Source organism: Psychrobacter sp. UBA3068, assembly GCF_002366815.1.
GTDB classification, from domain to species: Bacteria; Pseudomonadota; Gammaproteobacteria; order Pseudomonadales; family Moraxellaceae; genus Psychrobacter; species Psychrobacter namhaensis.
In genome coordinates this window covers 1-26,560 of the sequence record NZ_DFBY01000011.1, presented here as the reverse complement: position 1 = coordinate 26,560, position 26,560 = coordinate 1, and the positions used below count along the sequence as shown (strand labels likewise).

The 26,560-nt window shown below is 44.8% G+C and carries 27 protein-coding genes and 1 tRNA gene; 13 read left to right on the top strand and 15 right to left on the bottom strand.

All coding sequences use genetic code 11. The features are described from left to right. Nucleotides 1–15 precede the first annotated feature (15 nt). Nucleotides 16–519 carry a 50S ribosomal protein L9 gene (rplI, locus tag B2P60_RS02710; RefSeq protein WP_193006175.1) on the top strand — a complete coding sequence of 168 codons (504 nt, stop codon included), beginning with the start codon at nt 16–18 and terminating at the stop codon, nt 517–519. A 325-nt stretch (nt 520–844) separates the two neighbouring features. Continuing rightward, the gene (locus B2P60_RS02705) at nt 845–1,069 is read left to right on the top strand and encodes a hypothetical protein (protein WP_193006176.1); all 225 of its coding nucleotides are present in this window, start codon (nt 845–847) and stop codon (nt 1,067–1,069) included. Between the two features lie 81 nt (nt 1,070–1,150). Here the strand turns inward: B2P60_RS02705 and B2P60_RS02700 are convergent, their stop codons facing one another. From B2P60_RS02700 to cobT, 3 genes are read right to left on the bottom strand one after another with little or no spacing between them, the layout of a single operon-like run. Then, entirely contained in the window at nt 1,151–1,714 is a 564-nt protein-coding gene (locus tag B2P60_RS02700; protein ID WP_198334074.1) for a histidine phosphatase family protein, read from the bottom strand. Nucleotides 1,715–1,746: 32 nt separating this feature from the next. Next, the gene (cobS, locus tag B2P60_RS02695; RefSeq protein WP_286739309.1) at nt 1,747–2,610 is read right to left on the bottom strand and encodes an adenosylcobinamide-GDP ribazoletransferase; all 864 of its coding nucleotides are present in this window, start codon (nt 2,608–2,610) and stop codon (nt 1,747–1,749) included. Beyond that, complete coding sequence (gene cobT, locus B2P60_RS02690; protein ID WP_286739307.1) at nt 2,610–3,653, bottom strand: nicotinate-nucleotide--dimethylbenzimidazole phosphoribosyltransferase; 1,044 nt, start codon at nt 3,651–3,653, stop codon at nt 2,610–2,612. The genes cobS and cobT overlap by 1 nt, the downstream gene beginning before the upstream one ends. A 221-nt stretch (nt 3,654–3,874) precedes the next feature. Between cobT and B2P60_RS02685 the strand changes: the two genes are divergently transcribed. Continuing rightward, nucleotides 3,875–5,233, top strand: a complete 1,359-nt coding sequence (locus tag B2P60_RS02685; RefSeq protein WP_286739305.1) for a GntP family permease — start codon at nt 3,875–3,877, stop codon at nt 5,231–5,233. A 31-nt stretch (nt 5,234–5,264) separates the two neighbouring features. Further along, the gene (locus B2P60_RS02680) at nt 5,265–6,401 is read left to right on the top strand and encodes a glycerate kinase (RefSeq protein ID WP_193006181.1); all 1,137 of its coding nucleotides are present in this window, start codon (nt 5,265–5,267) and stop codon (nt 6,399–6,401) included. An 83-nt stretch (nt 6,402–6,484) separates the two neighbouring features. On the opposite strand, the gene B2P60_RS02675 is transcribed toward B2P60_RS02680, so the two are convergent. Then, nucleotides 6,485–7,354, bottom strand: coding sequence for a LysR family transcriptional regulator (locus B2P60_RS02675; protein WP_193006182.1), 870 nt, complete (start codon nt 7,352–7,354; stop codon nt 6,485–6,487). 107 nt (nt 7,355–7,461) lie between these two features. On the opposite strand from B2P60_RS02675, the gene B2P60_RS02670 reads away from it, so the two are divergent. Further along, nucleotides 7,462–7,962: a lactoylglutathione lyase family protein gene (locus B2P60_RS02670; RefSeq protein WP_193006183.1), complete on the top strand. Its 501-nt coding sequence runs from the start codon at nt 7,462–7,464 to the stop codon at nt 7,960–7,962. A 73-nt stretch (nt 7,963–8,035) separates the two neighbouring features. Here B2P60_RS02670 and B2P60_RS02665 read toward each other — a convergent pair whose 3' ends face one another. Beyond that, nucleotides 8,036–8,374: a RidA family protein gene (locus B2P60_RS02665; protein WP_193006225.1), complete on the bottom strand. Its 339-nt coding sequence runs from the start codon at nt 8,372–8,374 to the stop codon at nt 8,036–8,038. Nucleotides 8,375–8,432: 58 nt separating this feature from the next. Beyond that, nucleotides 8,433–9,680: an NAD(P)/FAD-dependent oxidoreductase gene (locus tag B2P60_RS02660; RefSeq protein WP_193006184.1), complete on the bottom strand. Its 1,248-nt coding sequence runs from the start codon at nt 9,678–9,680 to the stop codon at nt 8,433–8,435. A 501-nt stretch (nt 9,681–10,181) separates the two neighbouring features. Here B2P60_RS02660 and ychF point away from each other — a divergent pair. From ychF to B2P60_RS02640, 4 genes are all read left to right on the top strand, one after another. Next, nucleotides 10,182–11,273, top strand: coding sequence for a redox-regulated ATPase YchF (ychF, locus tag B2P60_RS02655; RefSeq protein ID WP_193006185.1), 1,092 nt, complete (start codon nt 10,182–10,184; stop codon nt 11,271–11,273). A 142-nt stretch (nt 11,274–11,415) separates the two neighbouring features. Beyond that, the gene (locus B2P60_RS02650; protein WP_193006186.1) at nt 11,416–12,015 is read left to right on the top strand and encodes a hypothetical protein; all 600 of its coding nucleotides are present in this window, start codon (nt 11,416–11,418) and stop codon (nt 12,013–12,015) included. Between the two features lie 176 nt (nt 12,016–12,191). Then, nucleotides 12,192–13,610: a deoxyguanosinetriphosphate triphosphohydrolase gene (locus tag B2P60_RS02645; protein ID WP_198334078.1), complete on the top strand. Its 1,419-nt coding sequence runs from the start codon at nt 12,192–12,194 to the stop codon at nt 13,608–13,610. Between the two features lie 85 nt (nt 13,611–13,695). Then, a complete protein-coding gene (locus tag B2P60_RS02640) occupies nt 13,696–14,376 on the top strand; it encodes a TetR family transcriptional regulator (RefSeq protein ID WP_198334079.1) in 681 nt (226 codons plus the stop codon). Nucleotides 14,377–14,397: 21 nt separating this feature from the next. On the opposite strand, the gene gspK is transcribed toward B2P60_RS02640, so the two are convergent. The 8 genes from gspK to tsaA form a co-directional block, all read right to left on the bottom strand. Beyond that, nucleotides 14,398–15,501, bottom strand: coding sequence for a type II secretion system minor pseudopilin GspK (gene gspK, locus B2P60_RS02635; protein WP_286739297.1), 1,104 nt, complete (start codon nt 15,499–15,501; stop codon nt 14,398–14,400). A 54-nt stretch (nt 15,502–15,555) separates the two neighbouring features. Continuing rightward, nucleotides 15,556–16,335, bottom strand: a complete 780-nt coding sequence (gene gspJ / locus B2P60_RS02630) for a type II secretion system minor pseudopilin GspJ (RefSeq protein ID WP_286739296.1) — start codon at nt 16,333–16,335, stop codon at nt 15,556–15,558. Beyond that, nucleotides 16,332–16,775, bottom strand: coding sequence for a type II secretion system minor pseudopilin GspI (gspI, locus tag B2P60_RS02625; RefSeq protein WP_226949489.1), 444 nt, complete (start codon nt 16,773–16,775; stop codon nt 16,332–16,334). The genes gspJ and gspI overlap by 4 nt, the downstream gene beginning before the upstream one ends. A gap of 30 nt (nt 16,776–16,805) precedes the next feature. Further along, nucleotides 16,806–17,633, bottom strand: coding sequence for a prepilin-type N-terminal cleavage/methylation domain-containing protein (locus B2P60_RS02620; RefSeq protein ID WP_286739295.1), 828 nt, complete (start codon nt 17,631–17,633; stop codon nt 16,806–16,808). A gap of 157 nt (nt 17,634–17,790) precedes the next feature. Beyond that, a complete protein-coding gene (locus B2P60_RS02615) occupies nt 17,791–18,474 on the bottom strand; it encodes a TetR/AcrR family transcriptional regulator (protein ID WP_193006192.1) in 684 nt (227 codons plus the stop codon). Between the two features lie 229 nt (nt 18,475–18,703). Then, entirely contained in the window at nt 18,704–19,492 is a 789-nt protein-coding gene (locus B2P60_RS02610) for a TatD family hydrolase (RefSeq protein WP_286739294.1), read from the bottom strand. 143 nt (nt 19,493–19,635) lie between these two features. After that, the gene (locus tag B2P60_RS02605) at nt 19,636–21,423 is read right to left on the bottom strand and encodes a GspE/PulE family protein (RefSeq protein WP_198334082.1); all 1,788 of its coding nucleotides are present in this window, start codon (nt 21,421–21,423) and stop codon (nt 19,636–19,638) included. Nucleotides 21,424–21,497: 74 nt separating this feature from the next. Continuing rightward, complete coding sequence (tsaA, locus tag B2P60_RS02600) at nt 21,498–22,346, bottom strand: tRNA (N6-threonylcarbamoyladenosine(37)-N6)-methyltransferase TrmO (protein WP_193006195.1); 849 nt, start codon at nt 22,344–22,346, stop codon at nt 21,498–21,500. Nucleotides 22,347–22,784: 438 nt separating this feature from the next. Between tsaA and B2P60_RS02595 the strand changes: the two genes are divergently transcribed. From B2P60_RS02595 to B2P60_RS02580, 4 genes are all read left to right on the top strand, one after another. Next, on the top strand, nt 22,785–23,558 hold the full coding sequence (locus B2P60_RS02595) for a ferredoxin--NADP reductase (RefSeq protein ID WP_193006196.1): 774 nt from the start codon (nt 22,785–22,787) through the stop codon (nt 23,556–23,558). A 144-nt stretch (nt 23,559–23,702) separates the two neighbouring features. Beyond that, nucleotides 23,703–23,789 (top strand) — tRNA-Leu (locus B2P60_RS02590). A gap of 182 nt (nt 23,790–23,971) precedes the next feature. Next, nucleotides 23,972–25,249 (top strand): tyrosine-type recombinase/integrase, encoded by a 1,278-nt coding sequence (locus tag B2P60_RS02585; protein ID WP_025645715.1) that lies wholly within the window; start codon nt 23,972–23,974, stop codon nt 25,247–25,249. Between the two features lie 79 nt (nt 25,250–25,328). After that, on the top strand, nt 25,329–25,643 hold the full coding sequence (locus tag B2P60_RS02580; protein ID WP_025650829.1) for a hypothetical protein: 315 nt from the start codon (nt 25,329–25,331) through the stop codon (nt 25,641–25,643). Between the two features lie 97 nt (nt 25,644–25,740). Here B2P60_RS02580 and B2P60_RS02575 read toward each other — a convergent pair. Continuing rightward, the coding region (locus B2P60_RS02575; protein WP_286739293.1) for a hypothetical protein at nt 25,741–26,560 on the bottom strand (820 nt) is incomplete at its 5' end.

The window sequence follows — 26,560 nt, the reverse complement described above, 5'->3', positions numbered from 1 at the left end:
AACTAGGAATGACTCATGCAAATTATTTTGTTACAGCGTATCGTCAACCTTGGTAAACTCGGTGAAACTGTCGATGTAAAACCAGGTTACGGACGTAACTTTCTTATCCCTCAGGGCAAAGCGCTACCTGCGACCAAAGCTAACATTGAAAAGTTCGAAGCACGTCGTGCTGAGCTTGAAGCTGAAGAAGCAAAAGAAGTAGCTGTTGCTCAAGAGCGTGCTGATGCTTTAACTGACGTTAATGTCATCATGCGTGCTAAATCAGGTGACGAAGGCAAGCTATTCGGCTCTATCGGTACTCGCGATATCGCTGAAGCATTGACTAACTCAGGTCTAGAAGTTGACCGTGCTGAAATCAAGCTTCCTGAAGGCACACTACGTCAAATTGGCGAATATAATGTTGATATTCAGCTACATCATGACGTTACTGCTAGCATCTTAGTTACTATTTTGTCTGAAGACAATAATAACGAAGATCTAGATGAAGAATCTGCTGATGAAGACTACTCTGAAGAGTAATTTTTGAAATAGTTAGATTCAGTCTGTAAAAAAGCCAACAACCTTGAGTTGTTGGCTTTTTTTTGTGTCAGTCTACTTACGGCTGTATACCAACATCATGACTTTATCTTACGCCACTATTTTGTGACTCTTGATACGTTAAACACGAATGCTTGCACCCACTTTTTATCCCTTATTTTAAAACTAGGTAGCGCGGTAACGGACGGTAATAAACAACTTAAAAGCTGTTACTAAACAACAAGATACTCCCTAAAAAATCATCTTTATTATTCTCAGTTGAATTGGTATCCTGTCTGTATCTTATTTACTAATAGAGCGCGATAATATGATCAATACCAATGATAAGTTGTTATGTATACGAGGTAATGACTTTTACTCAGAAGGCGAGGTCTATACCGTTGGTAGAATTGTAAATAACAAGTATTTTCAGCTACTTACCGGTAGTAACGATGATCACTGGTATGCCACACTCGATGAAAAAGGGATCTACGTAAGCTTTGACTCGATGTCAGCAAAAGACAATAAAGCATGGTTTGATAAGATAGCCTAGCAGTCAAAGAAGTCACCACATGCTTATACTCAAAATACGAATGGTCATGACACATGGCCATTTTTTTTGCTTAGTAGACGATTAGTAGTCTAGACGACTGCGCTCTTGATACTTTACCGAACGTGGCCACTCACTGGCTCTCGTCGGCACATTTTGCCCGTCAGCAATCATTTTAGCAGCAGTGATCCAGCCCGCATGACCGACAACTAAGGTAGGTTTGTTGTTCCTTTTGCCATTGTTTTCGATCACTCTAGCACTCATCCAGCCTTCAACACGATCAAAGAGCTGGTGTAAGCTTTCACCCTTATCACAAGCAAAGTGCGCAAAGTCATTACACCAGTCGTCAATTTCTTGCTGAGTAATCTGTTCCCACAGACAACCGTCCCATACGCCAAAATTGATCTCAGCGAGTTCAGGGGCGACTTGATATTGAAATCCACGTTGCGCCAATATCTGACCAACCTTGAGTGAGCGCTGCAAAGGACTGACCCAAATCACTCTAGGCAATTGATGCAAACGTACAAAGCGCTCGATTTTATTAGCAAGGCGTTTTAGTTTGCGTTTATCTACCGCTATGTCTGTCTGCCCAATGCACCTGCCCTGCGCGGTACGCGGTTTAGGGTGGCGCCAAATGTAGAGAACCATTAAGAGAGTGTTACCTTTTTGATGTTTAAATATTAGATAAACGGTAGCGATGCCGCCAGACCTACATAGATCGCCACTTCGCTCAGCTGCTGCGTGGCACCCAGCCCATCACCCGTATAACCATCGAGTCGCCTACGTAATAAGCGCCGCATGTAATCTGTGGCTATTAGGGCAAGTAATAGCGCCAACAGCCATTGACCCACACCAATCTGCTGTACCGTATAAGGAAAAATGAGCGTTACTAGTACGCCGGCTAACAGCAGCCAACCACTGCTTAATAGTCCTTGTAATGGCGTCAACTGCTGCGCCATGGGTTTGGCTTTGGCATGTTCGATCTCCCCGCCATAAGGCAGTAAAGCGAGCAGACTAATACATAGTAAACGTGATGCAGTGTGGCCAATGATAAGGGCAACAATAGCCACCGATGGTGGCATGGAGGCCAACAAGGTCACTTTGAGTAGCAGCGCTGACACTAGACCTAAAACACCATACGTTCCCAAGCGTGAGTCTTTCATAATCGTTAACGTACGCTCACGAGTCAAACCACCGCCCAAACCATCACAACTATCGGCCAAACCGTCTTCATGAAAAGCACCAGTAAGCCTAATACCAAACACTGTACTAATCACCGCAGCTACTAACGGCGTAAATAAAACACTGCCAAGCCAAAACACGCCAGCACAAAGTAAGCCAATCAGCAAACCGACTGCTGGAAAATGACGACTGCTCTGATGCAACCACTGCGGATCATAGCTGGAAAATGAGGGAACGGGCAGGCGCGTTAAAAACTGCATGGCAACCAGCAGCAGACGCCATTCATATTTTATGAGCTGTCCAACCGTTGGGCGCGGTGGTGCGTTCTTTGACGGTTTTGGTTGATTTAGCGACTGTGACATCAGTGGTTTTGTCCGCTAACACCAGCATCACTAAAACTTGCCATGTCATTAATAATGGCACAAGCAGACTGCAAGAGCGGATACGCTAGCGCCGCCCCGCTCCCTTCGCCTAAACGCAGGCCCATCTCCAACAATGGCTTAGCGTTTAACAACGTTAATAAGTGTGCATGCCCCGGCTCGACCGAGTGATGAGCAAACACAGCGTACTGCGCCACTCCTGGTGCTAAGCGCTCAGCGACTAACAAAGCCACACTGGCAATAAATCCATCCATTAAGAGAATACGACGCTCGCTGGCGGCTTGAATTAGCGCACCTGTCATCATAGCAACCTCAAGCCCGCCTAGTGCTGCGAGCGCCGCTAACGGTGCTGTTGCCTCACTATGACGCGCCAATACCTGCGTTAAAATATCGTGCTTGTGCTGCAACCCTGCATCATCAAGACCCGTGCCACGACCAATACAATCAGTAATAGGCACATCACCCAACCTTGCCAACAACAAACTGGCCGCTGAGGTGTTGCCAATACCCATCTCTCCAACGATCAACAAGTTACCAGGGGCCTCCTTAGCCACTTTCATACCGTTTTCTAACGCCGCCAAGCATTCACCCTCTGTCATGGCAGGCTCTGTTAGCGCATCGCGACTCCCATGACGTACTTTACAATCCAGTAGCTGCGCGTGGGGGGCAAAATCCGTATCTACGCCAGCATCGACTACTTTTAGCTCAATCTGGTGTTGGCGCGCCAATACATTGATCGCCGCCCCACCTTGCAAAAAGTTTTCAACCATTTGCGCGGTCACCGCACTCGGATACGCGGAGGTGCCATGTTTGGTTAAGCCATGATCAGCGGCAAACACCCGAATCTGTGGCTGCTCAATATGCGGCTTGGTGGTACCTTGAATCATCCCCAATTGCAATGCCAGCGCCTCTAACCGTCCAAGGGCACCAAGTGGTTTGGTTTTTAGGTCTAGAATTTGCTGGAGCTGTTGACGTCGTTCGTTATTCTCTATAGTGGCGATAGTGGGCGCAGTAAATGTGATCAAAGGGTAGCATCCTGATGTTGGTACATGTAAAACAAAACCACATACTAGCAGAGTGTGTGGTTTTTGCCATTAATAAAGTCATATCTGGGCCGAATAGGTTTCCTAGCAGCGCGTATTTACGATAGAATATGCCCCTTTAAAATTCCCTATCATTATTGATGCTAAGCTAAGTAATAATGGCATGAATAATTCACTAAGATATCAATTATATAGAGACAGTAATGATCGTATTTTGGCTTGTGCTGACCATTCTTTTTATTATTTTCGCCACAGCAAAGTTAAAGTGGCATCCTTTTTTAGTATTGATATTATCAGCCTTTTTGGTGGCCTTATTTTACCAAGTACCTCTTAACACTGTCGCTAAAACGATCTCTGATGGCTTTGGTGGTATCTTAGGTTACATTGGTTTGGTGATTGTATTTGGTACTATTATCGGTTTGATTCTTGAAAAAACAGGTGCCGCCATTGTGATGGCAGAAACGGTCATCAAAGTATTGGGACCACGCTTCCCTACTTTGACCATGTCCATTGTTGGTGCCGTGGTGTCAGTACCTGTGTTCTGTGACTCTGGCTACATCATTTTAAACTCTTTAAAAGAGTCTTTGGCCGAGCGTTTACGCGTGTCTAGTGTGGCGATGAGTATTGCCTTAGCAACGGGTTTGTATGCCACTCATACCTTTGTACCACCGACCCCAGGACCGATTGCAGCAGCAGGGAACTTGGGACTAGAGTCAAATTTAGGCTTGGTCATCATGGTGGGTGTGGTGGTGACGGCTGTGGCAGTGTTGGCAGGCTGGTGGTGGTCGAACCGCTTCTTGAATGCCACTCCCGACAATATAGATGCGATGGACGCGCCAGCCGCGACTTTACCTGAAAACATGAAAACCCGCGATGACTATAGCCACATGCCGTCAGCAACGATGGCGTTTTTACCCATTATCGTACCGATCGTCTTAATCTGCCTATCTTCTGTTGCTAACTTTCCAAGCACGCCATTCGGCAGCGGTATAGTGACAGACATCTTGGTGTTTATTGGCAACCCTCTCACCGCGCTGCTTATTGGTTTATTTCTGTCGTTTTTACTCATTAATACGGATCAAAAAACGCAGCAGATTAGTGACAGTATCTCACAAGGTTTGGTGGTAGCCGCTCCCATCCTATTGATTACTGGTGCTGGTGGGGCGTTTGGTGCCATGCTAAAAGTCACTCCGATTGGGGATTATTTGGGCACGACTCTATCGGCATTAGGACTGGGTATTTTTATGCCGTTTATTGTCTCAGCCGCTTTAAAAACCGCGCAAGGCTCGACCACAGTCGCTTTGGTTACTACCTCGGCCATGGTTGCCCCACTATTGGATCAAATTGGTCTCGACAGTGAGCTTGGCCGCGTGTTTTGTGTCATGGCCATTGGTGCGGGCGCAATGACGATCTCTCACGCCAATGACAGCTTTTTTTGGATTGTTAGCCAGTTTAGTCGCATGAGTGTGGCACAGGCTTACAAAGCCCATTCAATGGCTACTGGTATTCAAGGCGTGACCAGTATCATGTTTATCTGGTTATTAACCTTGGTATTTATTTAACGTATTAGCGGCAATATTCAAAGAGAATTTCATGAAAATTTTAATCGCTCCCGACTCGTTTAAAGAAAGCTTAGAGGCATTAGATGTGTGCCATGCTATCCAGTCTGGATTTAGTCAGGTGTTTCCAAACGCTGACTATACGTTATTACCCATGGCGGATGGCGGCGAAGGTACTTCTGCGGTTTTGTCTTATGTGTTGGGTGGACGCTGGAAAGAAGTGAGCGTTCACGATCCCTTAATGAGACCAATTACCGCAAAATACTTGCTGTTACCCGATGCCACGGCGGTCATTGAAATCGCCCAAGCCTGCGGCTTACATCTGTTAACAGAGGCAGAGCGTAATCCTGTCGTTGCTAGCAGTTATGGTGTGGGTGAGCTTATTGCAGATGCTTTAGGTGAAGGGGTCAAACGCATCATCATCGGTCTGGGCGGTAGCGCAACCAATGATGCTGGTCTAGGCATGCTAATGGCGTTAGGTATGACGTTCCACGATGTGAATGACAGCCTACTCACCCACGGCGGCGGCGCGCTTGCCAGCTTACACCGATTAGATAGTACAAACCTTCATACAAAGGTGCGAGAGACCGTGTTTGAAGTGGCTTGTGATGTGACCAATCCACTGTGTGGCCTTCTAGGGGCGAGCGCAGTATTTGGTCCTCAAAAGGGCGCTTGTCCACAACAAGTCGCTGACTTAGACAAGGCGTTAAGCCACTTTGCCGCCACATGTGCTCAGCATGGCTATCCAGAATGTCAGGAAGTAGCGGGGGCTGGAGCAGCAGGTGGCCTTGGCTATGCCTTGATGAGCTTTTGCAATGCCCAGTTGAAATCAGGTTTTGATACGGTCGCCGAGGTTGCCAGCTTATCAGAGCATATTGCTGATGCGGACCTGGTGATCACAGGCGAAGGTAAGCTTGATGTGCAAACCGCAATGGGCAAAGTGGCGGGCGGCATCAGTCAGCTCGCCAAAGCCACTCATACGCCAGTTATTGCGATTTGCGGTAGCGTGGATGGACTAAAACCTACTCAGACCAATCAATTCGATGTCATTATGCCGAGTATCCAAAAGATCGACTCGATTGATAATGTGCTCCGCACGGCTTATCACAATATAGAGACGACTGCTGTTAACATCGCCGCAAGTATCAAACTTGGGCAAAACTTGAAATAATAGTAGTCTATCAAATGTAGAGCCATTGCATACCGTTGATAGCTCTACATTGAACCTTACATTGAACCTTTACTTCAACACTGCTATAGCCATTTTTTTACTTCATCAATGACCGTGTGCATTCTGTTAGAGAGTGCATGCTGTCGTCTGACCGCAAGGTATAGCGTCTCGCTCACGGCAACTGGCAAATGATGGCTTTTGATCAGCTCAGGTTTTTGATAAGCCGCCACAGCATGTGCTGGCAAGACGGTAAAGCCTATGCCCCTACCAACTGGCTCTAAAATCAAACCAATCTGATTAGAAAAGCCTTTTTTGTCAAAGTCATTGATATGCTGAAATTCATCATAATTGGCAGTCAATAACATACCCGCATGATGGGCACCGTCTGGATGATCAATAAAACCAAGCTCTGTGAGCTTCTCCCAGCTTGGCTCTAACGTAGTGGCAGGTGTCACCAGTATCAATGCTTCTTGCGCCATAGGCTTGCAACTAACCGTCTCATCATCTGAGACATTTGTCATAAAACCAAGATCAATCTCATGATTGGCCAGCGCTCGCTCTATATCAGAATTTGGGGCAAAGCGATAATCAATCACTAGCTTTGGATGCTGCTGCTGTAACGTCAAAAGCTGCGGAAATAGCTTGAGCCCCACACTACCAGGCGACATTAAGCGCACGAGCCCTGCATAAGGGGGATCCTCGCCGATACGCTGCTGCAGATTTGATAAGCGCTGCAGTATCTCACCCCCTTCCCGATAGAGCTGCTCACCTGCGTTGGTCAATGAAAACAGCTTGCCTTGACGAATCAGTAGTTCTGTATCCAACTGCTCCTCTAGTTTACGCACGTGCTGGCTCACGCCAGACTGTGTCATGTATAGACGTCCAGCTGTACGAGTAAAGTGCCCAACGTCAACGAGCGTACAAAAAGTGCGTAACCATGTGATATTTATCATTAAAATTTATACTTATTTATATAATATTTGATAATTTTACATAATGACTGTGCGTTTGTACACTGATCTCACCTTAAATAAGCGTACAGCCAATAGGAGCACAAGCAATGAACAACGTTTATCCAAGAAGCTTTTCGCACATCGGTCTTTCAGTCCCTGACTTGGAGGCCGCCGTAAAATTTTATACTGACGTGATGGGTTGGTACACCATCATGGAGCCAACTGAGATTGTTGAAGATGACAGCCCGATTGGTGAGATGTGTACTGAAGTATTCGGTTCAGGTTGGGGCAGTTTCCGTATCGCTCACCTCTCTACTGGTGACCGTATCGGTGTGGAGATTTTTGAATTCAAAAATCAAGAAAACCCTGAGAACAACTTTGAATACTGGAAAACAGGCATCTTTCACTTCTGTGTGCAAGATCCAAATGTTGAAGCGCTCGCTGAGCGTATAGTGGCAGCAGGTGGCAAAAAACGTATGGAAAAACCACGCTACTACTATCCTGGTGAAAAACCGTATCGTATGATTTATATGGAAGACCCGTTCGGCAATATCGTTGAGATATATAGCCACAGCTACGAGCTTATCTACAGCGAAGGCGCCTACTAAGCCAAGCGTAAAAAAGGACACGATATCTTTATCATGTCCTTTTTTACTTTATACAGGCATTAAAATGGGTCTATTATTCAGCAGCGATGGCGATCATCTCAACCAATAACTCAGGACGTGCCAATGCAGACTCGCCGCACGCACGCGCTGGTGGCTGCACGCCTTCAAACCATTTATCATAGACTTCATTCATAGCCGCAAAGTCTGCCATATTTTTTATCCAAACTGTCACTGACAACAGCTTGGATTTGTCGCTACCCACTTCTTCTAGCAACGTTTGGATCTTTTCCAAACAAGTCAATGTTTGCGCTTTGATATCGTCTTCTGCATTACCTACCTGACCACATAAATAAATAGTCTGGTTGTGAATTACAGTTTTACTCATACGTTGATTGCTATGTAGCTTCTTTATCATGTCATATCCCTTTCATTTATGAATTTAAATCTATACTTAGCCAGTCAAATTGCTTTTAGTTAGAAAAACGCTGGGCGCTAAACGGGGCAAGATCGACCAATGCAGGCTTATCATGAATCATTTCTTCAACCAGACGACCTGTCATTGGCCCCAACGTAAAGCCTTGATGGCTGTGACCAAAGGCAAACCATAATTTGTCATGCTTATCAGCAGGGCCAATCACGGGTTTCATGTCCGGCATACAAGGACGCGATCCTGCCCACGCTTCACTTTCTACTGCGTCTTCTAACGGCAAGATCTTTCTCGCAAATTTTAAGACGGTTTTTAGTTGCCCGAAGTTTTTCGGTGCGTCCATCGTGGTCATTTCAGCACCCGTCGTGATACGGATGCCCTGCTGCATCGGGCCCATGACGAAGCCTTTGTCCATATCAAACATACTGTGCTTGATCGTATTTTTATCCGTCACTTTAAAGTGCTGATGATAGCCACGCATTGGGAACAGTGGCAAATTATAGCCAAGCGGTTTGATCAAATCATTGGACCACGGGCCTGCTGCGATGACCAACTTATCGCTATAATAAGTCTCGTTATCAGTGATTATTTTCCAGCCTTCGCTATCTTGGACGATTTCTTTTACATCGCTTTCTTTAATGGTGCCCTGCATGTCTTGAAAGTTCTTTGCATAGGCTTTTACAAGCGAGCTTGGGTTTGATACTTGCCATGAGTTCAACCAATGGATTGCACCAACAAAGCCCTCAAAATTGGCGCTCGGCTCCATTGCTTTTAGCGCTGCAATATTTAATACGTTATGTTCAACCCCTTGATTACGAGCATCAATGGCTGACGCTTGAGCCTCTTTAAACGTCTCTTCTGAGCGATGCAGTTGTAACCAGCCATCACGAGTAATTAGCTCATCAGCACCAGAGGCGCTAATCATGGTTTGGTGCTCACTGGTACAATGCGCGATCAGCGTCTGCCACTCAGATTCGATTTTTTTGACTGACGCGGGTGTAGAGTACTTCCAGTACTGGAGCAGCGCTTGGTGATAACGCAAAATTGCCGGTATGCGATAGCGGATATCAGTGCCTTGGTTTGGCAACACTCTGATCATTTCAGTCAGCTGACGAGGAAAAGGATGCGTATGAATGGCTTCGCGCTGAATCAATCCTGCATTGCCATATGAGGTCTCCGACCCGGGCAACTTCTTATCTAACAGTAACACTTTTGAGTGGTTTTTTTGTAGATGCCACGCAATTGAGGTGCCAACCATACCTGCACCGATAACGATAACTTCATAGCGCATAACCTGTCCTTTTCTTATGGTATTAATACAGAGTGTCAAATATGAGGGTCTAACAGATAAGGTGGTAATAGTAACGTATTGGGCTAAATATTAAACCCTTATCTAATAAATATTTTTACTATTAAAAACTTTTGGCTATGAATTTTCAAACTAGGTATTTTCAAAAGGAATAAACAGAGGGTTGAGCATTCATTTTCTAACCAATTTGATGAATTATTGAGGTTTGAGAATGAGTAACAAGAGACACTCTATCAGACAACACACGCTGATAGCAGAAGCCGTTTTGAGACCCAATAACTTTTTATGAGCATACTAAACCTCACTGCTACTGAGTATTGGAAATCCAAACTTCTAACGCAACAACCTCACCCATATTGGGTTAAATTTGCTACAATACGCCCAATTTTGATTTACTATTTGACTGCGTTTTATACTGACTAAGTGTCAGGTCTTATACTGTCTGAATACCAACTGATTTTATTAATACATTGAGAGAACACTATGGGTTTTAATTGCGGCATCGTCGGCCTACCAAACGTGGGTAAATCCACCTTGTTTAATGCTTTGACCAAAGCGGGAATTGCCGCTGAAAACTTTCCATTTTGTACCAAAGATCCCAATACGGGTATCGTACCAGTACCTGACCCACGTCTAAAGAAGTTGGCTGATATCGTCAATCCTGAGCGCGTACTTCCAACGACGATGGAATTCGTTGACATCGCAGGTTTGGTTGCAGGCGCATCAAAAGGCGAAGGTATGGGCAACCAGTTCTTGGCCAATATCCGTGAGACCGATGCGATTGCCCACGTGGTACGCTGCTTTGATGATGACAACGTGGTACACGTCGATGGCCGCGTCAGTCCTATTGATGATATCGAAACCATCAACACTGAGCTGGCACTCGCTGACTTAGAAGCCGTTGAGCGCGCTGTCTTTAACTTGACCAAAAAAGCCAAAGGCGGCGATAAAGACGCACAGGCCATGCTGGAAGTGTTCAAAAAGATCGAACCATTACTGGCTGAAGGTAAAGCTGCTCGCGCTGCTAACTTAGACGCCGATGAGAAAAAACTGATTAGAAGCTATGGTCTAATCACGCTAAAGCCAACCATGTACATTGCTAACGTCTCTGAGGACGGCTTTGAAAACAATCCATACCTCGATGCGGTCCGCGATTATGCGACTGGTGAAGACTCTATCGTCATCGCCCTATGCAACCAAATCGAGTCTGAAATCGCGCAGCTTGATGAAGATGATAAAAAAGACTTTTTGGCTGAGATGGATATGCTCGAGGCCGGTCTTGATCAAGTGATTCGCGGTGGTTATGATTTACTTGATATGCAGACTTATTTCACAGCAGGCGTGAAAGAAGTACGCGCTTGGACAGTCGCCGTTGGTGCCACAGCGCCGCAAGCAGCTGGCGTGATTCACACGGATTTTGAGCGTGGCTTCATTCGTGCTGAAGTGATTGCTTATGACGACTTTATCGAACATGGCGGTGAAAAAGGGGCGGCAGCCGCTGGTAAATCACGCCTAGAAGGCAAAACTTATATCGTACAAGACGGCGATGTGATGCACTTTAGATTTAACGTGTAATAACGCTGTATCCTGAAGTAAAAAACCAATATAGAGCCATCTATATTGGTTTTTTTTATGGCTAATATGTTATATTATAACATAACTTTTAAAATTCTTATGTTTGCCCTATTCTACGTTTGCTTTTACAAGGCCATTTTTCATGCTAGCACTTTCCCGCACTCATTCCACGACCGCTCTGCTTTGTTTGTCTTTTCTCATAGTAAGTGCAGGCTGCCAACAACAAGCTGATGAGCCAAAACCAAGTAGCGCTGCTGTAGCGCTTGACTCAACTGCTGAGGCCTCACATGATGAACACACGCACGACGCGCATGCAGACCACGATGAGCACAGTCATGAGGAACACGCACACAGTCACGGTGAACACAGTCACGGAGAACACGGTCATGAAGGCAATCATGAGGGGCACAATCATGACGCAACAGACATGACCACTTACGCGTGCCAGCCTGAACAGACAATTAAAGCGCATTATGACCCCGAAAATAATGCCCAATCTGCTACCAGCGCACACCTATTGATCGATGGTATTGAGTACGATCTGACAGCAATGACGCTACCTCAAACCGACCGTGCTGGTGCAGTGTATGAAACCGATATTGGCATCACTAATGATGCTGGGATGAGATGGCAAGTGAATGCTGACACGACTAGAGCGATATTGAGCAATAAAACACTGGACGGCAGTGTGGCTAAAGATGCTGAAACCGTACTATTCGATTGTCAAAAAACGGACAGCTAATACGGCTTAATGACTGCTTAAGCGACTCCCTCTTATCTCCAACATTTATCTCAAAAAGAGTGCCGTTGCCTAACCAAAAACAGGCGGCGGCAACAGATGAACCGACGCGACTATTTTGCTATGCTAAGAAGCAATATAACAAATACTATCGGCTCATCATTGGGATCACAATAATAATGTCTAACCACCTATCTCTCTCATCTGCCACCACACAGTGGTCGCACTTACTCAGCGCCCAACGGCTCGGCTCATCCAAAGAACCCAAAACAGGTGAAACGGCGCGTTCGCACTTTCATAAAGACTATGACAGACTGGTCTTTTCTCACTCCTTTCGCCAGCTCAATCAAAAAACGCAAGTCCATCCATTGACCAATCAGCTTGGTATTCATACTCGCTTGACCCACTCTCTTGAAGTGTCTTGTATTGGCCGCTCTTTAGGGATGATGTCAGCAGAAAAGCTCCATGACACGTTAGGTAGCGGTCTACCCAGCGGGGTCTCGCCAGCCGATGTCGGGGTGATTGTACAAGCAGCGTGCCTCGCTCATGATATTGGCAACCCACCCTTTGGCCATGCCGGAGAATACGCCATTCGCGACTGGTTTAGGCAACCTGTTCCTCAAGCTAGGTTGCAAAACCTGACCCTTAATGAACAGTTGGATCTACTGGCATACGAAGGCAATGCTCAGGGGTTTCGGCTATTAGCGCGCAATGAGCACCATCCTGATAAAGGCGGTATGCGGCTAACCTGTGCAACCTTGGGTGCCTTTATGAAATACCCGTGGCTAGCGTCTCACAGCAACGATGTCAGTAATCATAGTATCAACAGTAACGTGCAGAAATTTGGCTGTTTCGATAGTGAAGCCTCACAATTAGAAGAGTTGGCAGCGTGCCTGCACTTACCGCGCTCAGAGCAACACGATGGCTTTGCCCGTCATCCGTTGGCTTACTTGCTGGAAGCGGCAGACGATATCTGCTACGCTTTGATAGATTTAGAGGATGGCATCAATTTAAATATTTTAACCTATGAGGATGTGGCCAGTATATTTTATGAGCTGATTGGCGAGCGTCCTAGCAATATCCAGCTGCCCGCCCACATGTCCGTTAGGCAAAGTTTGGCGTCATTGCGAGCACGTGCCATGATGCGTTTGGTCAATACAGTTACTGATGCTTTCGTGGCTAATAACGATGCTATGCTCGCTGGAAAACTGAACGGTAGCTTGTTTGCCCATTGTGACACTAGCGTACAAAACGGCATTCACCAAGCCAAACAACTAGCACGTGAGCAAATATTTAACCACCCAAGCAAGGTAAGAATGGAGCTGATGGCCAATCAATGTTTGCACCGTCTGCTAGATGCCTTTATGCCACTCGCTTGGACTGGCACTCAAGCCACACTCACGTCATTACCTATGTCCTTTGAACAGCAACGCTTACTAAAGTTACTACAGCCACATTTTGACGAACATCGCCGCGAACTATCAGACAATACTTATCACAATATTTTGAATATCTTAGACTTTATTACCGGCATGAATGATCATGAGGCTTATCGGTTGGCGCAAGAGTTACAAGGTCACTGGGGCACGATGGTTTAATAAATTAACATATGTGGCGTATTTCAGTCGTATTTACGCGCTGAAATGAGTATCATAAACCCCTATCGGATAATTTTGAAATATTATGAGCAGTCGCGAACAAAAAAAACTTCAAACTCGGCACGCGTTTTTTAATGCTGTGCTGGATTTATGTATGACAGGGCAGTCTTTTAGCTCCATCAGCCTCAGACAGGTAACACGTGAGGTGGGCGTTGTGCCGACTGCGTTTTATCGGCATTTCGATGATATGGAGTCGCTTGGACGAGCCTTGGTGGTAGAAGAGCTAGGAGGCACCTTAGCCATATTAAGCGATAGCTTACAGATTGGCCGTAAACGTAGTTTTGATCGCCAAATCGCTAAGAGTATCCAACTCTTTTTGTATATGGTCAGTGATCAGCCTTACTACTGGCAGTTTTTAGTCAGTGAACGTTATGGCGGCTCAGACGCCGTGCGAAAGGCCATTAATGAGCTGGTCAAAAAGCACGCCCACAGCTTAGCGGAAGATCTCGCGCTACAGCCAGCGTTTACGCACATCAATGACTATGACCGCCGTCTGTTGGCTGAGGCTGGCGTAAATATGTTCTTTTCTTGGATCATCGATTGGTTAGAGTTGACCTATACTGAAGACCATGATGATGAAATCGATTTGAATGAGATTGAAGAGAATAAACAGACGATGCTACACAACTGTACCCGCCAAGCACAGATGCTTTTTTATGGCGCTTACAATTGGAAGTCCAGTGAGGAAACCCTTTTAAAGGATTGATCACTCGTTTTAGGAGAGTGATTAAAAACTGGGCCGAAAAGCCCATAGCCGCTGTGCCACTACGTCGATTTGCTTGGTTTTTTTGCTGTCGCCGTTATAGTTGGCACCGTTAGGGTTCCTGTTAGGAACATTGTTATTGGCGTTATTGGCATTGTTGCCATTTGAGCTGTTATTATTCGCGTTGCTACTACCTTCAGCATCATTCGCCGTTTTACTCACCAATACAGTGGCATAACGGTATTTTTCCTGCCCGACCGTTGCATTATCAGTAACCGTAATAAGCGTCATAAAAGCCTGACTATCAACGGCTAATAGTGGCGCTAATGCGGCTCGTTGTTCTTCGTTTAAACCGCTCAAATTTGGCAATTGCCACACAGCATCAATAGACTCTAACGCCCGCTGCGTCCGCATGTCGACCAGTCCTTGCATCTGCTCACTAGTAGCGCCGTCTACCAGTGCAGCCAATAAAACAGGACTGGCTGTATTAATATTAACCGGTACAAAGTAGGGAGCCGCCGTGATATAAGGGCGTAGTGTCGCTAGCACGTCAGTATTGACGCCTCGAACCGCTTGCAGCTGATCAACACTAACAAAGGGCTGATTTGGCAACGTATTATTGACTGTCGCACTCGATTGCTGAGAGTAGACTGTACTTTCGTTACCACCGTCTTGATACACGTCGCTGTCTGTGTCTTGATAGTCAAGTACCGCGATGGCAATGTCAGGCTCTAAGTTCAATTGTGTCAGCAGTCTTTGAAAGAGTGCTAAAGCGGCTGTATCTACCGCTCCCTTCTGATATAAGTTGTTGATATTAAACCGACTGGCTTCATCACGTAACTCGACGCTGATGCTATGCGTGCCTAAGGTATAAGGTGGAATGGGTTGTGCCCAAATATCCTGCTCGCTGTCGGTATCATTTAGCTTATCGTCAGCACGAATCACCGTGAGGGCCAATTGCTGACCTGCATGAATGTCTTGTAATAACTGGTTTTGGTCAAACAATAAGCCGCTACGCCTAATAGCAATCTTTTGGCTGGCAAGCATCGCCCCTGCGACCACAGTAATACTGACTACTAATAGCAAGATAGTGAGCAGCGCTACCCCGCGCTGAGAATGGGCTGTCATTGACATAAATTGCCTTCATTATTGAGCCAATAAACCATTTTCAATACTGCCTTTTCAATTACTGGTTTCCTCACCAACGCTACCTGCCTCGCTACCATCATTGCCATTGTTGTTGCTGTTTTTATTAGGAACGTTTTGACGACTGCTCTGGGGTAACGACTGCGGCGCGAGCGCCCACTGCCAAGTAATTGGCATGTCTTGATAAGTAAAACTAACGGCAATACCTTTTGGCAGTAAAGCCACTTCAGGATGCATGTCTACTGTATCAGCTGGTTGTTCAGAGGTTACATTTGTACCGACACTACTGCCGTCTTCGTTGGGGAATGTGCTGCTCAGCGCTGGTAAATACGCTTGCCAACGGCCTGCGGTGACGCCTTCTAGCAACACACTGTCTAAGCTGACGCTATCACGCCCACCATCCAAGCTGGTGTATTGACGGCGTATTAAGCGCTCATCTACAAAAACGTATTCGACATGCTGCACACTAGTGCTGCTTTGATAGCGCGGATCAGGATCGGCAAAGCGTACAAAGCTGACCTGCTCGCCATCTAAGCGCATAAAAGGCTCAGGCTCAATGTTACTTGCTTGGTTACCATCATTGCTGCTGATGCTATCTTGTTGGACATTGATCGCTTGATAAGGAATGATTTGCCCCATATCTTGCTGTAGCTGTAGATAAGCGTATTGCAATACTGCCAAATTATCCGCATGGAACTGCGCCCGTTCACGAGCACGGTTGACACTGTCAAATACTTGCCAACCCGCCACCGCCAGCATCGCAAATATTGCCATGGCAACCATCAGCTCAAGTAAGGTAAAGCCGCGCTGACTCATGGCACACGACCATTTGGGTTTAAACCAGCCAAATCCAAACTGCCAACCTCTTGCTCAGCGCTGCTTAACATCACATCAATGTCTGTCACAGCACTACGCGTTTGTCCATCAATAATGGGAGCAACAGCGATATTCACTTGTTTTAAGGCAGGTGTCATGGCCTCACCCACTGTCATAACCACTTGCCAATCACGACCTTGGGCATTGACAGTCTGAGTACGACTTGCGGTCAGCCACGTCTTTTGAATACGCAAATCAGACGCCGCGTTTTGTGCGACAAAGTGCGCCAGCGTGCGGGTGCGCAATACATCGACTGAGTGCAGGTAGGCGCTACTGGCCCGACTGGCCGCCACGGCAACCACTGCCAAAATGGCCAAAGCAACCATCACCTCAATCAAGGTAAAGCCACGCTCACGCTTAAACTGAGAGTAGGTAGGCATAGTAAGCGACTTGGAAAAGATAGCCATCAACTATACCCCCTGTCCGATCATCATACTACCATCGGGCATAATCGTAATCACCTCACCCACCAAACGCGAATCATGCAGCACTTCAATGGTGACGGGAGTCGCTTGCCCAGTACCAAACCATAGGACCTGTGGTACTGCTTGGTTGGCAAACCACGGCTGTAGTGTTTGTTTTTGTCCAGAAATTGATAAGTTACCAGACTCTAAGCTTTGAATCCTTAAGCTGACCCCAGCAGGCAGTTCAGGCAAGCTGACTTCTGGTTCACTCTCCCAACTCGGGGTTGGCGGTTGGTCGCTCATAGCCCCTGACATAGCATTCAAATCGGTAGACAACTCCATGGCATTTTTGGGACGGCTGTCTACACTACTCGATGTGATGTCAGCGCTTTGATAAGCGACATAAGGATTTGATAAGGTGACAATCACAGGGTTTACCTGACCTTCTTTATCCGCTTGTAAAACTAGCCCCATGGGCTGCATACGCTCAGCTGATAACAGACGAACGTAACTTAATGAGTCGGTAAAGTGCTCATAAAAAGCACGGTTTTTGCGGGATTCACTGCTACCGACCGACAAACTCATCATGCCAGCAAATATAGATAGAATAACCACCACCACCACGATTTCAACGAGGGTAAAACCCGTTTGCGATCGACAAAGGCTTAATGGTTTAGCAGAGAAAATCTGAGAATTTTTTAACAGCGAGTAGTCACTGGAACAAGGACGAGGGGGCAGACTAAACTCTGTTTTATGATAGGCAGAATGTTGCGGGTTGATGCTTAAATGGCAAGTGGCCGCTGAGCTGGACTGAGTCTTGACAGTGACCGGCATATGGCACCTATAAGCTTATTATTAGGTTATCATGTATAAAGTGACATCACTATTTTTAAAACACTGAACAGATAGGGTTGCCCGTGTGGCACTATAGAATATTGCAACACGGAACGCTTACGGTAGTACATTGAGCTTCGAAAGAGTCACAGGCAAGCTAGTAATTGGTATTGCGATGCTCTTCTGACTCGGTATCGATTTGTTCTACCAGCTCTTGCATATCTTCATCCATCACCCCATCCTCATCGGCAGGATAATGGCTGGGGAGCTCAAGCATTTGCTGGACAAACGCGTAACGCAAGGTATCACGGCGGCCCAAATAACGCTGATAAAAGCTTGAATTTAATAACCCCGCACCGCCTTGACCCATTGCCCAAATGGAAGATAAATAATCACGAGTACTTAGGTTACTATTTTCATCTTTTAAATAAGCACTGATAATATCAATCAAACGCTTCATGCGCTGGCGGCGTATATCGTAAAGCTCACCAAATAAGCGATTAAGACCCGTCACTGATGCCGCCAAACGCTCTTCGATTTGGTTAAGCAGCATGGCTTTTTGTGGGTTAAACAGCTGTTGAAAAATCATGCGGGCCACGCCTGCCGACGGGCAATCATCAATGCGATTGATCTCGAACAACTGCTCTTCATAACGAATGATAATGCGCAAATAGAGCTCATCTTTACTGGAGAAATGCTTGTACAGTGTGCCTTTAGCCAAATCAAGCTGGTCTGCCAAACTGTCTAAAGTGATATCACCATCGCCTGACTCAAGTAGCAGTTGCTCTGCCATCGCTAAGATATTTTCTTCTCGTGCCTTGAACTGATGCTGACGACTCATAATCTCTCCTAAAACCTGACAAGATTAAGCATATGACCATTGTTTACACTAGTACGTCGGCAAAAAAGTATGAGGCTATACAAAGACTGCTCGAGGACGACAATGAGAATATGCTTATGTTTGCTAAATAGTCATAGACAATTATATGATTACGCTTGGTATTTAACGATATAGCGCGCAAACCATATGGTGATTTCATAAATGACTGAGTGGTCATAGCATACCCATTTTAGTGGTACTGTGCCAGTAAATTTTCAAAGTTTTTTGCAGTCAAAGCGCCTATCTCCTTGCTACTACAGCCATACATGTCTGCGAGATAAGCTGCCACGTAGGGTACGTAAGCCGGCTCATTAGGTCTACCACGTTTAGGCACAGGTGCTAAATAAGGGCTATCCGTTTCGATCAGCATTCTATCTCTGGGCATTTTTTGAGCGGCATCTTGGATCATTTGCGCACTCTTAAAGCTGACAATACCCGAGAAAGAGATATAAAACCCTAAGTCTAAGGCGCGTTTCGCTGTCTCCCAATCTTCGGTAAAGCAGTGAATAATGCCATGTTCAGCGCCCTCACTTTTTAAGATATCAATGGTGTCTTCTTTGGCATCACGCATGTGGATCACGAGTGGCTTTTTTAGACTTTGGCTCGCGTGAATATGACGGGCAAGACTGGCTTGTTGTTCTTTTTTATTCTCAGTTGACCAATAATAATCCAGACCCGTCTCCCCTATTGCCCATACATGATCAGCACTGGCCGTTTCTATCAGCCGCTCGATGGTCGCTGATTGTAAGACCTGAATATCTTCACAAGGATGGATACCCACACTCATCCCTAAATTTAGCGTTTCGTCACCATAAGTGCGTACAATGTTGGCAATATCATCATACTCAGCAAAATCACACATAATCGCCATCGCACGGGTGACGTTAGCGGCTTTCATAGCGTCAATCGCGCCAGACAATTGGCCGTCATACTTCGTCAAATCTAAACGGTTCAGATGGCAATGACTATCAGTAAACATAAAAACTCTCATTAATAAAAATTATAAATAAAAAAGTTAGGTCAAAATTCAAAGTTGTATGGGTGTTTATTGCTCTAAAGACAGCAGTTTTCAAGTCAGGTAAAAGTCACTTACTTATCATACCGATTTATAAATACTTGACATCAGTGCAGCGGCACAACGCGCATTACCTCTTCTATGGTCGTCAGCCCTTCACTAACACGCTTTGCACCTGATAAGCGTAATGGCTGTACCCCTTCGCGGTACGCTTGCTGCTTGAGTACGTCTAAATTTGCATCGGCGGCAACCAACTTTTTTAATTCGTTGGATAACGGCATGATTTCATATAGGCCAACACGGCCCTGATAACCGGTATGGCGACAGCGCTCACAACCTTGCGCCGTATAGATCTGTGCTGGCACTGGCGCACGCCAAGGCTGTACCAGCTCTTGCCATTGAATCGCTATCTCACTATCTCGCGTCACATCCACCGCTTGCTTACAGTGCGGACATAACGTCCGTAATAAGCGCTGTGCCATCACACCCAATATCGTCGCTGAGGTCAAAAAAGGCTGGATGCCCAAATCGTGTAGACGAGTGAGGGAGCTTGGGGCGTCATTGGTGTGCAAAGTCGAGAGCACCAAATGCCCTGTAAGGGAGGCTTGCACTGCCATGTTTGCCGTTTCGGCATCACGAATCTCACCCACCATAATGATATCCGGGTCTTGACGCATTAATGAGCGGATACCATCAGAAAAATACAAATCGACGCCTGGGTTGACCTGCATTTGATTAAACGCCGGCTCAATCATCTCAATCGGATCTTCGATCGTACAGACATTGACTTGCTCAGTGGCGAGCTGCTTGAGCGTACTATATAGGGTGGTGGTTTTACCTGAGCCAGTTGGTCCTGTGACCAAAACAATACCGTTTGGATGCGCCGTTAATTCATGCCACGTTTCCAGCTGTTTACCAGATAGGCCGAGCTGAGCAAACGAGCGCACCAGCACCTCAGGATCAAACACGCGCATGACCAACTTTTCACCGAAAGCAGTCGGCATGGTAGAGAGACGTAGCTCAGTCTCCAGCCCTTTTGGGGTACGGGTTTTTAGACGACCATCCTGCGGTTTGCGTTTTTCTGCGACATTGAGCCGCCCTAAGATTTTAATACGCGCCGTGACCGCCACGATAATCGCCAGTGGCATCTCGTAGACGGTATGGAGCACACCATCTATGCGAAAACGTACCTTGCCTGTCTCCCGCCGCGGCTCTAGATGAATGTCACTGGCACGCTGTTCAAAGGCATATTGTAGTAACCAGTCAACGACTCTGACGATATGCTGATCATTGGCATCGGGATTGGTGTTGTCACCCAGCTGCAATAGTGCCTCGACATTGGTGACATCAGCTGCCGCCCGTTTATGGACACTATTTGCCCCCGCAATCGCTTGCGTGACTTGATAGAACTCTCGGCGATAGCGATTAATCTGTTCAGGACTAAGATAGACCGTGCGATAGCTTTTAGATTTGATTAACTTGTCAATGTTTGCTTGCCAGTCCGTATAAAACGGCTGATCTGTACCGATGACCACCTCATCTAAGCTCACCTCAATCGGTAAAATATGCTGCAAGCGTGCATACTCAAAGGACATCAGCTGTGTCACGGCTGGAACATCGACTTTTAAAGGGTCAATACGAACAAGTGGCATACCCGCTTTTGCGGCCAACCATTGATTCAACCAAGCCAACGTTAATTTATTGTCAGCGCTGTTATCAGGCGCATGACCATTCGGCAAGCCAAACTCACTGATGGTCAGCAGTGGATGCTGTGCCTTATCACGGCGGCTAGTAATCACTAGATTGTAGCCACGCTGATCAATCACCTTGTCGACCAAAAGCTCATCTAGGCACCAACGCAAATCAATCACTATTGAATAGTTCTGAACAGACATATTATTCTTCTTTTATTACGGGTAAATAAGTTACTGATAGTGAGGAGTGCGGTACTAGTGACGCTCATTTGCCGCTACAAACTGACTGCTACAACAGAACTTATTTGTAACTGTCCTGACTCTAGCAACTGAAAACTGACATCGACAGACTTATAGCGCATAATAAATGGCATCTTTAATTCATGACGGCGATACGCTGGACGCGGGTCTTGCGCGATGAGTGCTTTAATCGCGTCGATATCAGAGAGGCTCAATTGGTTTTGTATCTTGTATAGCAGCGCAGCGACCGTAGCAGGTTCTGTATCAGTGGGTTTATTATCACCTCTACCCGACTCTCCTGTATGAACCAACGTTATAAATTGTGCATACGCTGACTCAGTGATAGTCACCTCCGACGACACAGGGGCAGTGGGTGCAAAGCCACTCTCTGCTTGGGCGATAGCGTCACTATAAGCCACATAGGGTTTGATATCGATAATAGGCGTGTCATTTATCATATCTGCACCGCTAATGATAAGCAACGCACGTCCTTGTACCACCGCCACACGCTCAAGCTTGACCACAGACAGTCCTAATGCCGAAGGCCGATACATACTTCGACTGGCGAACACGCCTATTTTTTGATTGCCACCGAGTCTTGGTGGTCGTACTTGCGGGCGAAATTCCCTGTCTGCTTTATGCAAGCCATTGCCCTTATCAAGATAGTTATGATGAAATTGCCAACTGACCCAAATATGACTAAACGCCTCCAAACCAACGAAAGCCGCTGGCGTATCATAAGGCGCTCGCATCTCAATAACACTGGTCAACGCGACCAGATTTGGCTGCCTTGGCGCACCAAACTTTTGTGATAGCGGCGCACGATGGTAGCCAATAATTGGCGCACGATGACTCTCATCTTGGGACACTTTTTCACCCCACATACACTGTCTCCCTGCGTGACAAACTGCTACTGTTAAACTGATATGCCCAATCTTACAAAATTATTCGCTAACGATATTCCATTTTATCATGCCCCATCGTCACTGCTGGACGGATTTTTATTTTAAAGTTTGTTATTATGAGCGAGCCATTCAATGACAGCCGTTTAAGCTCGTAGACTCTCGTACGTTTCTGTAGACTTTGTAGGCATCTATACGTACTCATAACATCCGACAAAATGTTAGAATAGCATTTGAAATTTTTGATTACAGACTATCTACCGTGCCCAAACTCTGGCAAAACTGATGTGTTAACAACAACTATTTAGACAACCATCAGGCTCCAGATACGGCGTTATAATTTTTATTTGTCATTGAAACTATTGATTTTACACATATTTAACTTAACGTTACAGTTAGCAACTTATTAACGAGGACTTTATGTCAAAACTTCGCACCGAAACGGTCACAGAGGTTCATCATTGGAATGACTCTCTATTTAGCATCAAAACCACTCGTGACGACGGCTTACGTTTTCGTAATGGCGAGTTTGCGATGATTGGAATCGTTGTCGATGGCAGGCCATTGTTGCGCGCTTACTCAATTGCTAGCCCTAATTACGAAGACCATTTGGAATTCTTTTCTATCAAAGTGCCAGATGGTCCACTGACGTCACGCTTGCAGCACATCAAAGTGGGCGATGAATTGTTGGTCAGTAAAAAACCAACAGGGACCCTAGTGCTAGATGACTTACTACCCGGCAAACACCTTTATATGCTCTCAACAGGCACAGGATTAGCGCCATTCTTAGCGTTGGCACGTGACCCTGAAGTCTATGAGCGCTTTGACAAAATCATTTTGGTACATGGCGTACGTCATGCAGAGGATTTGGCTTATCGTGAGATGTTCGAAAACGAGCTGCCCAATGACGAAATCTTTGGAGAATGGTACCGCGAAAAATTCATCTACTACCCGACCGTGACTCGTGAAGAATTTAAAAACCAAGGCCGTGTGACCGATTTGATGAAGTCAGGTAAACTTTTTGAAGACATTGGCTTACCCCCTATCAACAAAGACGATGATCGCGTGATGATATGCGGTAGTATGCCTTTTAATGCAGAAGTCTCAGCGATTTTAGATGATTTCGGTTTAACGGTTTCACCGCGTATGGGTGTCCAAGCGGATTATGCAGTTGAGCGCGCTTTTGTTGGATAAACTACATTTTTTGGCTTTGATTGAAAATTATAGTAAATAATTCTTGACGGTGAAAAAAAGGCTGCTATAATACGCAGCCTATACAGAGTTAACCCTGTAACCCAATTCGATAATATCTATCCAATAGACGTTATCTTCTAACATGCCAGTGTGATGGAATTGGTAGACATGACGGATTCAAAATCCGTTGCCTTTAAAAGCGTGTCGGTTCGAGTCCGACCACTGGTACCACTATACGAAACCCTTACAGTCTATAGATTGTGAGGGTTTTTTATTGCGTGAATTATTTATAAATTGGTCGAGTAATAACAGCGTAAAATAAAATTTTGATACTATCTTGATACTTTAATACATCTGCATGTTCACGTATTATAGTGCTATTAATATAATAACTGCGGCGTGACGGATGAATTATGAAAGTTAAGCTTAGTAAGAAGTTTATCGATTCAGTTGCATATGCTTCAAATGGTACAGACATCTACATGGATGAAGTATTAACGGGTTTTGCACTTCGTGTGGGTAAGCAATCTAAGAGATACACGCTTCATAAACGCATCAATGGTAAGCTCTATCGTGACGAAGTTGAAGAAACACATCTAATCACTTTGACTGAAGCTCGTGAAAAAGCGAGCACGATGATGGTCAACATAAAAAAGGGACTTGATGTTTACGATGGTTATCACGCTACTCCAAAGTTAAAAGACATTCAAGATTCTGATATACCAACACTTAATGAAGCATATACCTACTTTAAATCTATGAAGCCAAATCTTGCCAGCCGTACTATTGAAACTTATGATCAGCAAATACTTGGTCGACTCGATGACTGGCTTGATATATCGTTAAACGATATAACTAAAACTATGATAAGTGAAAAACATAAGGAAATCAGCAAATCTAGTCCAGCTCAAGCGAATGCTACTATGCGAGCTCTTCGATCAGTATGGAATTATTGTCAAGATAGCTTCTTAGATGACGATGAGGAGTACATAATAAAGGATCAACCCATTCGAATACTGAATGCCAAAAATGATTGGAACAAAATTAAACCTCGTACTCGTCATGTTGAAGAAGAGTATTTAGGAGTATATTTTAGAACTTTGATTGAACACCGTGACGGTAGTTCTTTCAAACAAGCATCTTATAGCAATAATGCTCGTGATCTTTTACTGCTTTTTATGTTTGCTGGAGTTCGCTTAAATGAAGCGCAGACACTAAGATGGGAAGATGTAGATCTTGACGCTGCTCGTATCGTTTTTAAAGCCACTAAAAATGGTTCTGATTACCATATGCCTACTGGAAAAATACTTCAAGCCATACTTAGTGAACGCTATAGATTGAGCAATGGAGAGCGTTGGGTATTTCCGAGTGATTTGAAAAGAAATAGCGACCACGTTAAAGATTTGAGCGGTAGTTATCATTCAATATCAAACAAAGCTGGCTTGCACATTACGCCTCACGATTTGCGTCGTACATTTGGCACTGTCGCTAATGGTCTTAATGTAACCTATCCAGTGTTAAAGAGACTGCTCAATCATCGTGAGGCTAAATCTAGTGATGATGTGACACTACATTACATACAGGTATCACAGCGACAATTACGTGAAGCTTTAGATGAGATTGAAGCTTTTTATTGCAAGCATATAGGAATGACTCAAGATGAGGTGATTAAGAGTCTCTTACAGACATAACTTCATATAATTTTTTAAAGTTCTGTACAACTAACTAATCGATAGAACATGTAATGACATTTTGATTAGGAGACATACTATGGGTATCAAACTTGAATTTGGTATGACACAGAATAGTAGAGATCAAAAAATCTGTGTTGATTATTGGGCATATGATCATAAGGAGGATTATCTTGAACATGTACAAATGCTATGTCAGAAATATAGAATCAGCTCAAATCTATTGTTTGAGACGATTGCTCAATGTTACGCTTGTTTAGATGATATGCTCTGTGAGTACTGTGCAAGTGCTTGCCCGGTAGAGATGCCAGCAGATATCCTATATATGCGTGCTCAAGATAGTTGGTGTTGTATGGTTTGCAAAAACGCAGTATGGCAAAAGGATTACGTTTGATCGCTTTCAAACTTATATAGTAATTATTGCAAAATCTACAGTAGTAAATTACATTATATGATTTTTTATAAACAATCATATATGCCAATTATTCTGATTAAACTGGTTCACTATCTCTAGTAACCCATTTACCAAACTCAAAACTCTCGTTATATTTGATTTTGAAACTGTTGTTTACAAGGTAAACACATTCCGTATTAAGAGTTGTATTCGAAGTATAGAATTTTTCTGTATTAAGACCTAAATGCTTTATAAAAAGCGGCTTAGTGAAAAATTTTTTTAAATAGGTACTATATTGACCATCTCTATCTATGACAAAACCACATTCAACACAAGTGTTGACTATAAAAACTTTGTTAAGTATTTCACTACGCACCTTTTTTATGGGTGAAAAAACATAATTCTTAGAAAAATGTGTATTAATAATTCTAAGCTCTTTATCGCTACAATCTTTTATTTTCTTAGAACGTACTTTATAGTCTTCTTTATATCTCACCTCAGAAATTATCGGATTGGAGTAACCACATTTAGCGCAAGAGTCTTTACTCACCCCTAAAGTCATCTCAGTGATACCGTTGGATTTAAATCTAAACTTTGTAGAGGTGAATCGCTCATAAGGTATAAAAACTAGGCCCTGTGAAACCAATCTTTGTATAAAATTCTCTAATGGTAGTGTAATAGGCTTAAATGAACGGTGGTTGTACCGACTACTGTTGCTGTCTAGCTTATTCACGTTATAAATCATATAAGCTTGATTGCCCTGCGTCTTATTTCTATAAATAGAGAATACAGGTATGTCTTTCGTACTATAGGCATAATCGCCTGTAATTGCGTTGGTATCTTTAATTGAGCCACTTCTAAGCAACCACGCACACCTTACACCTGATTGAGCATATGGTAACCCTCCCAAACTTAAG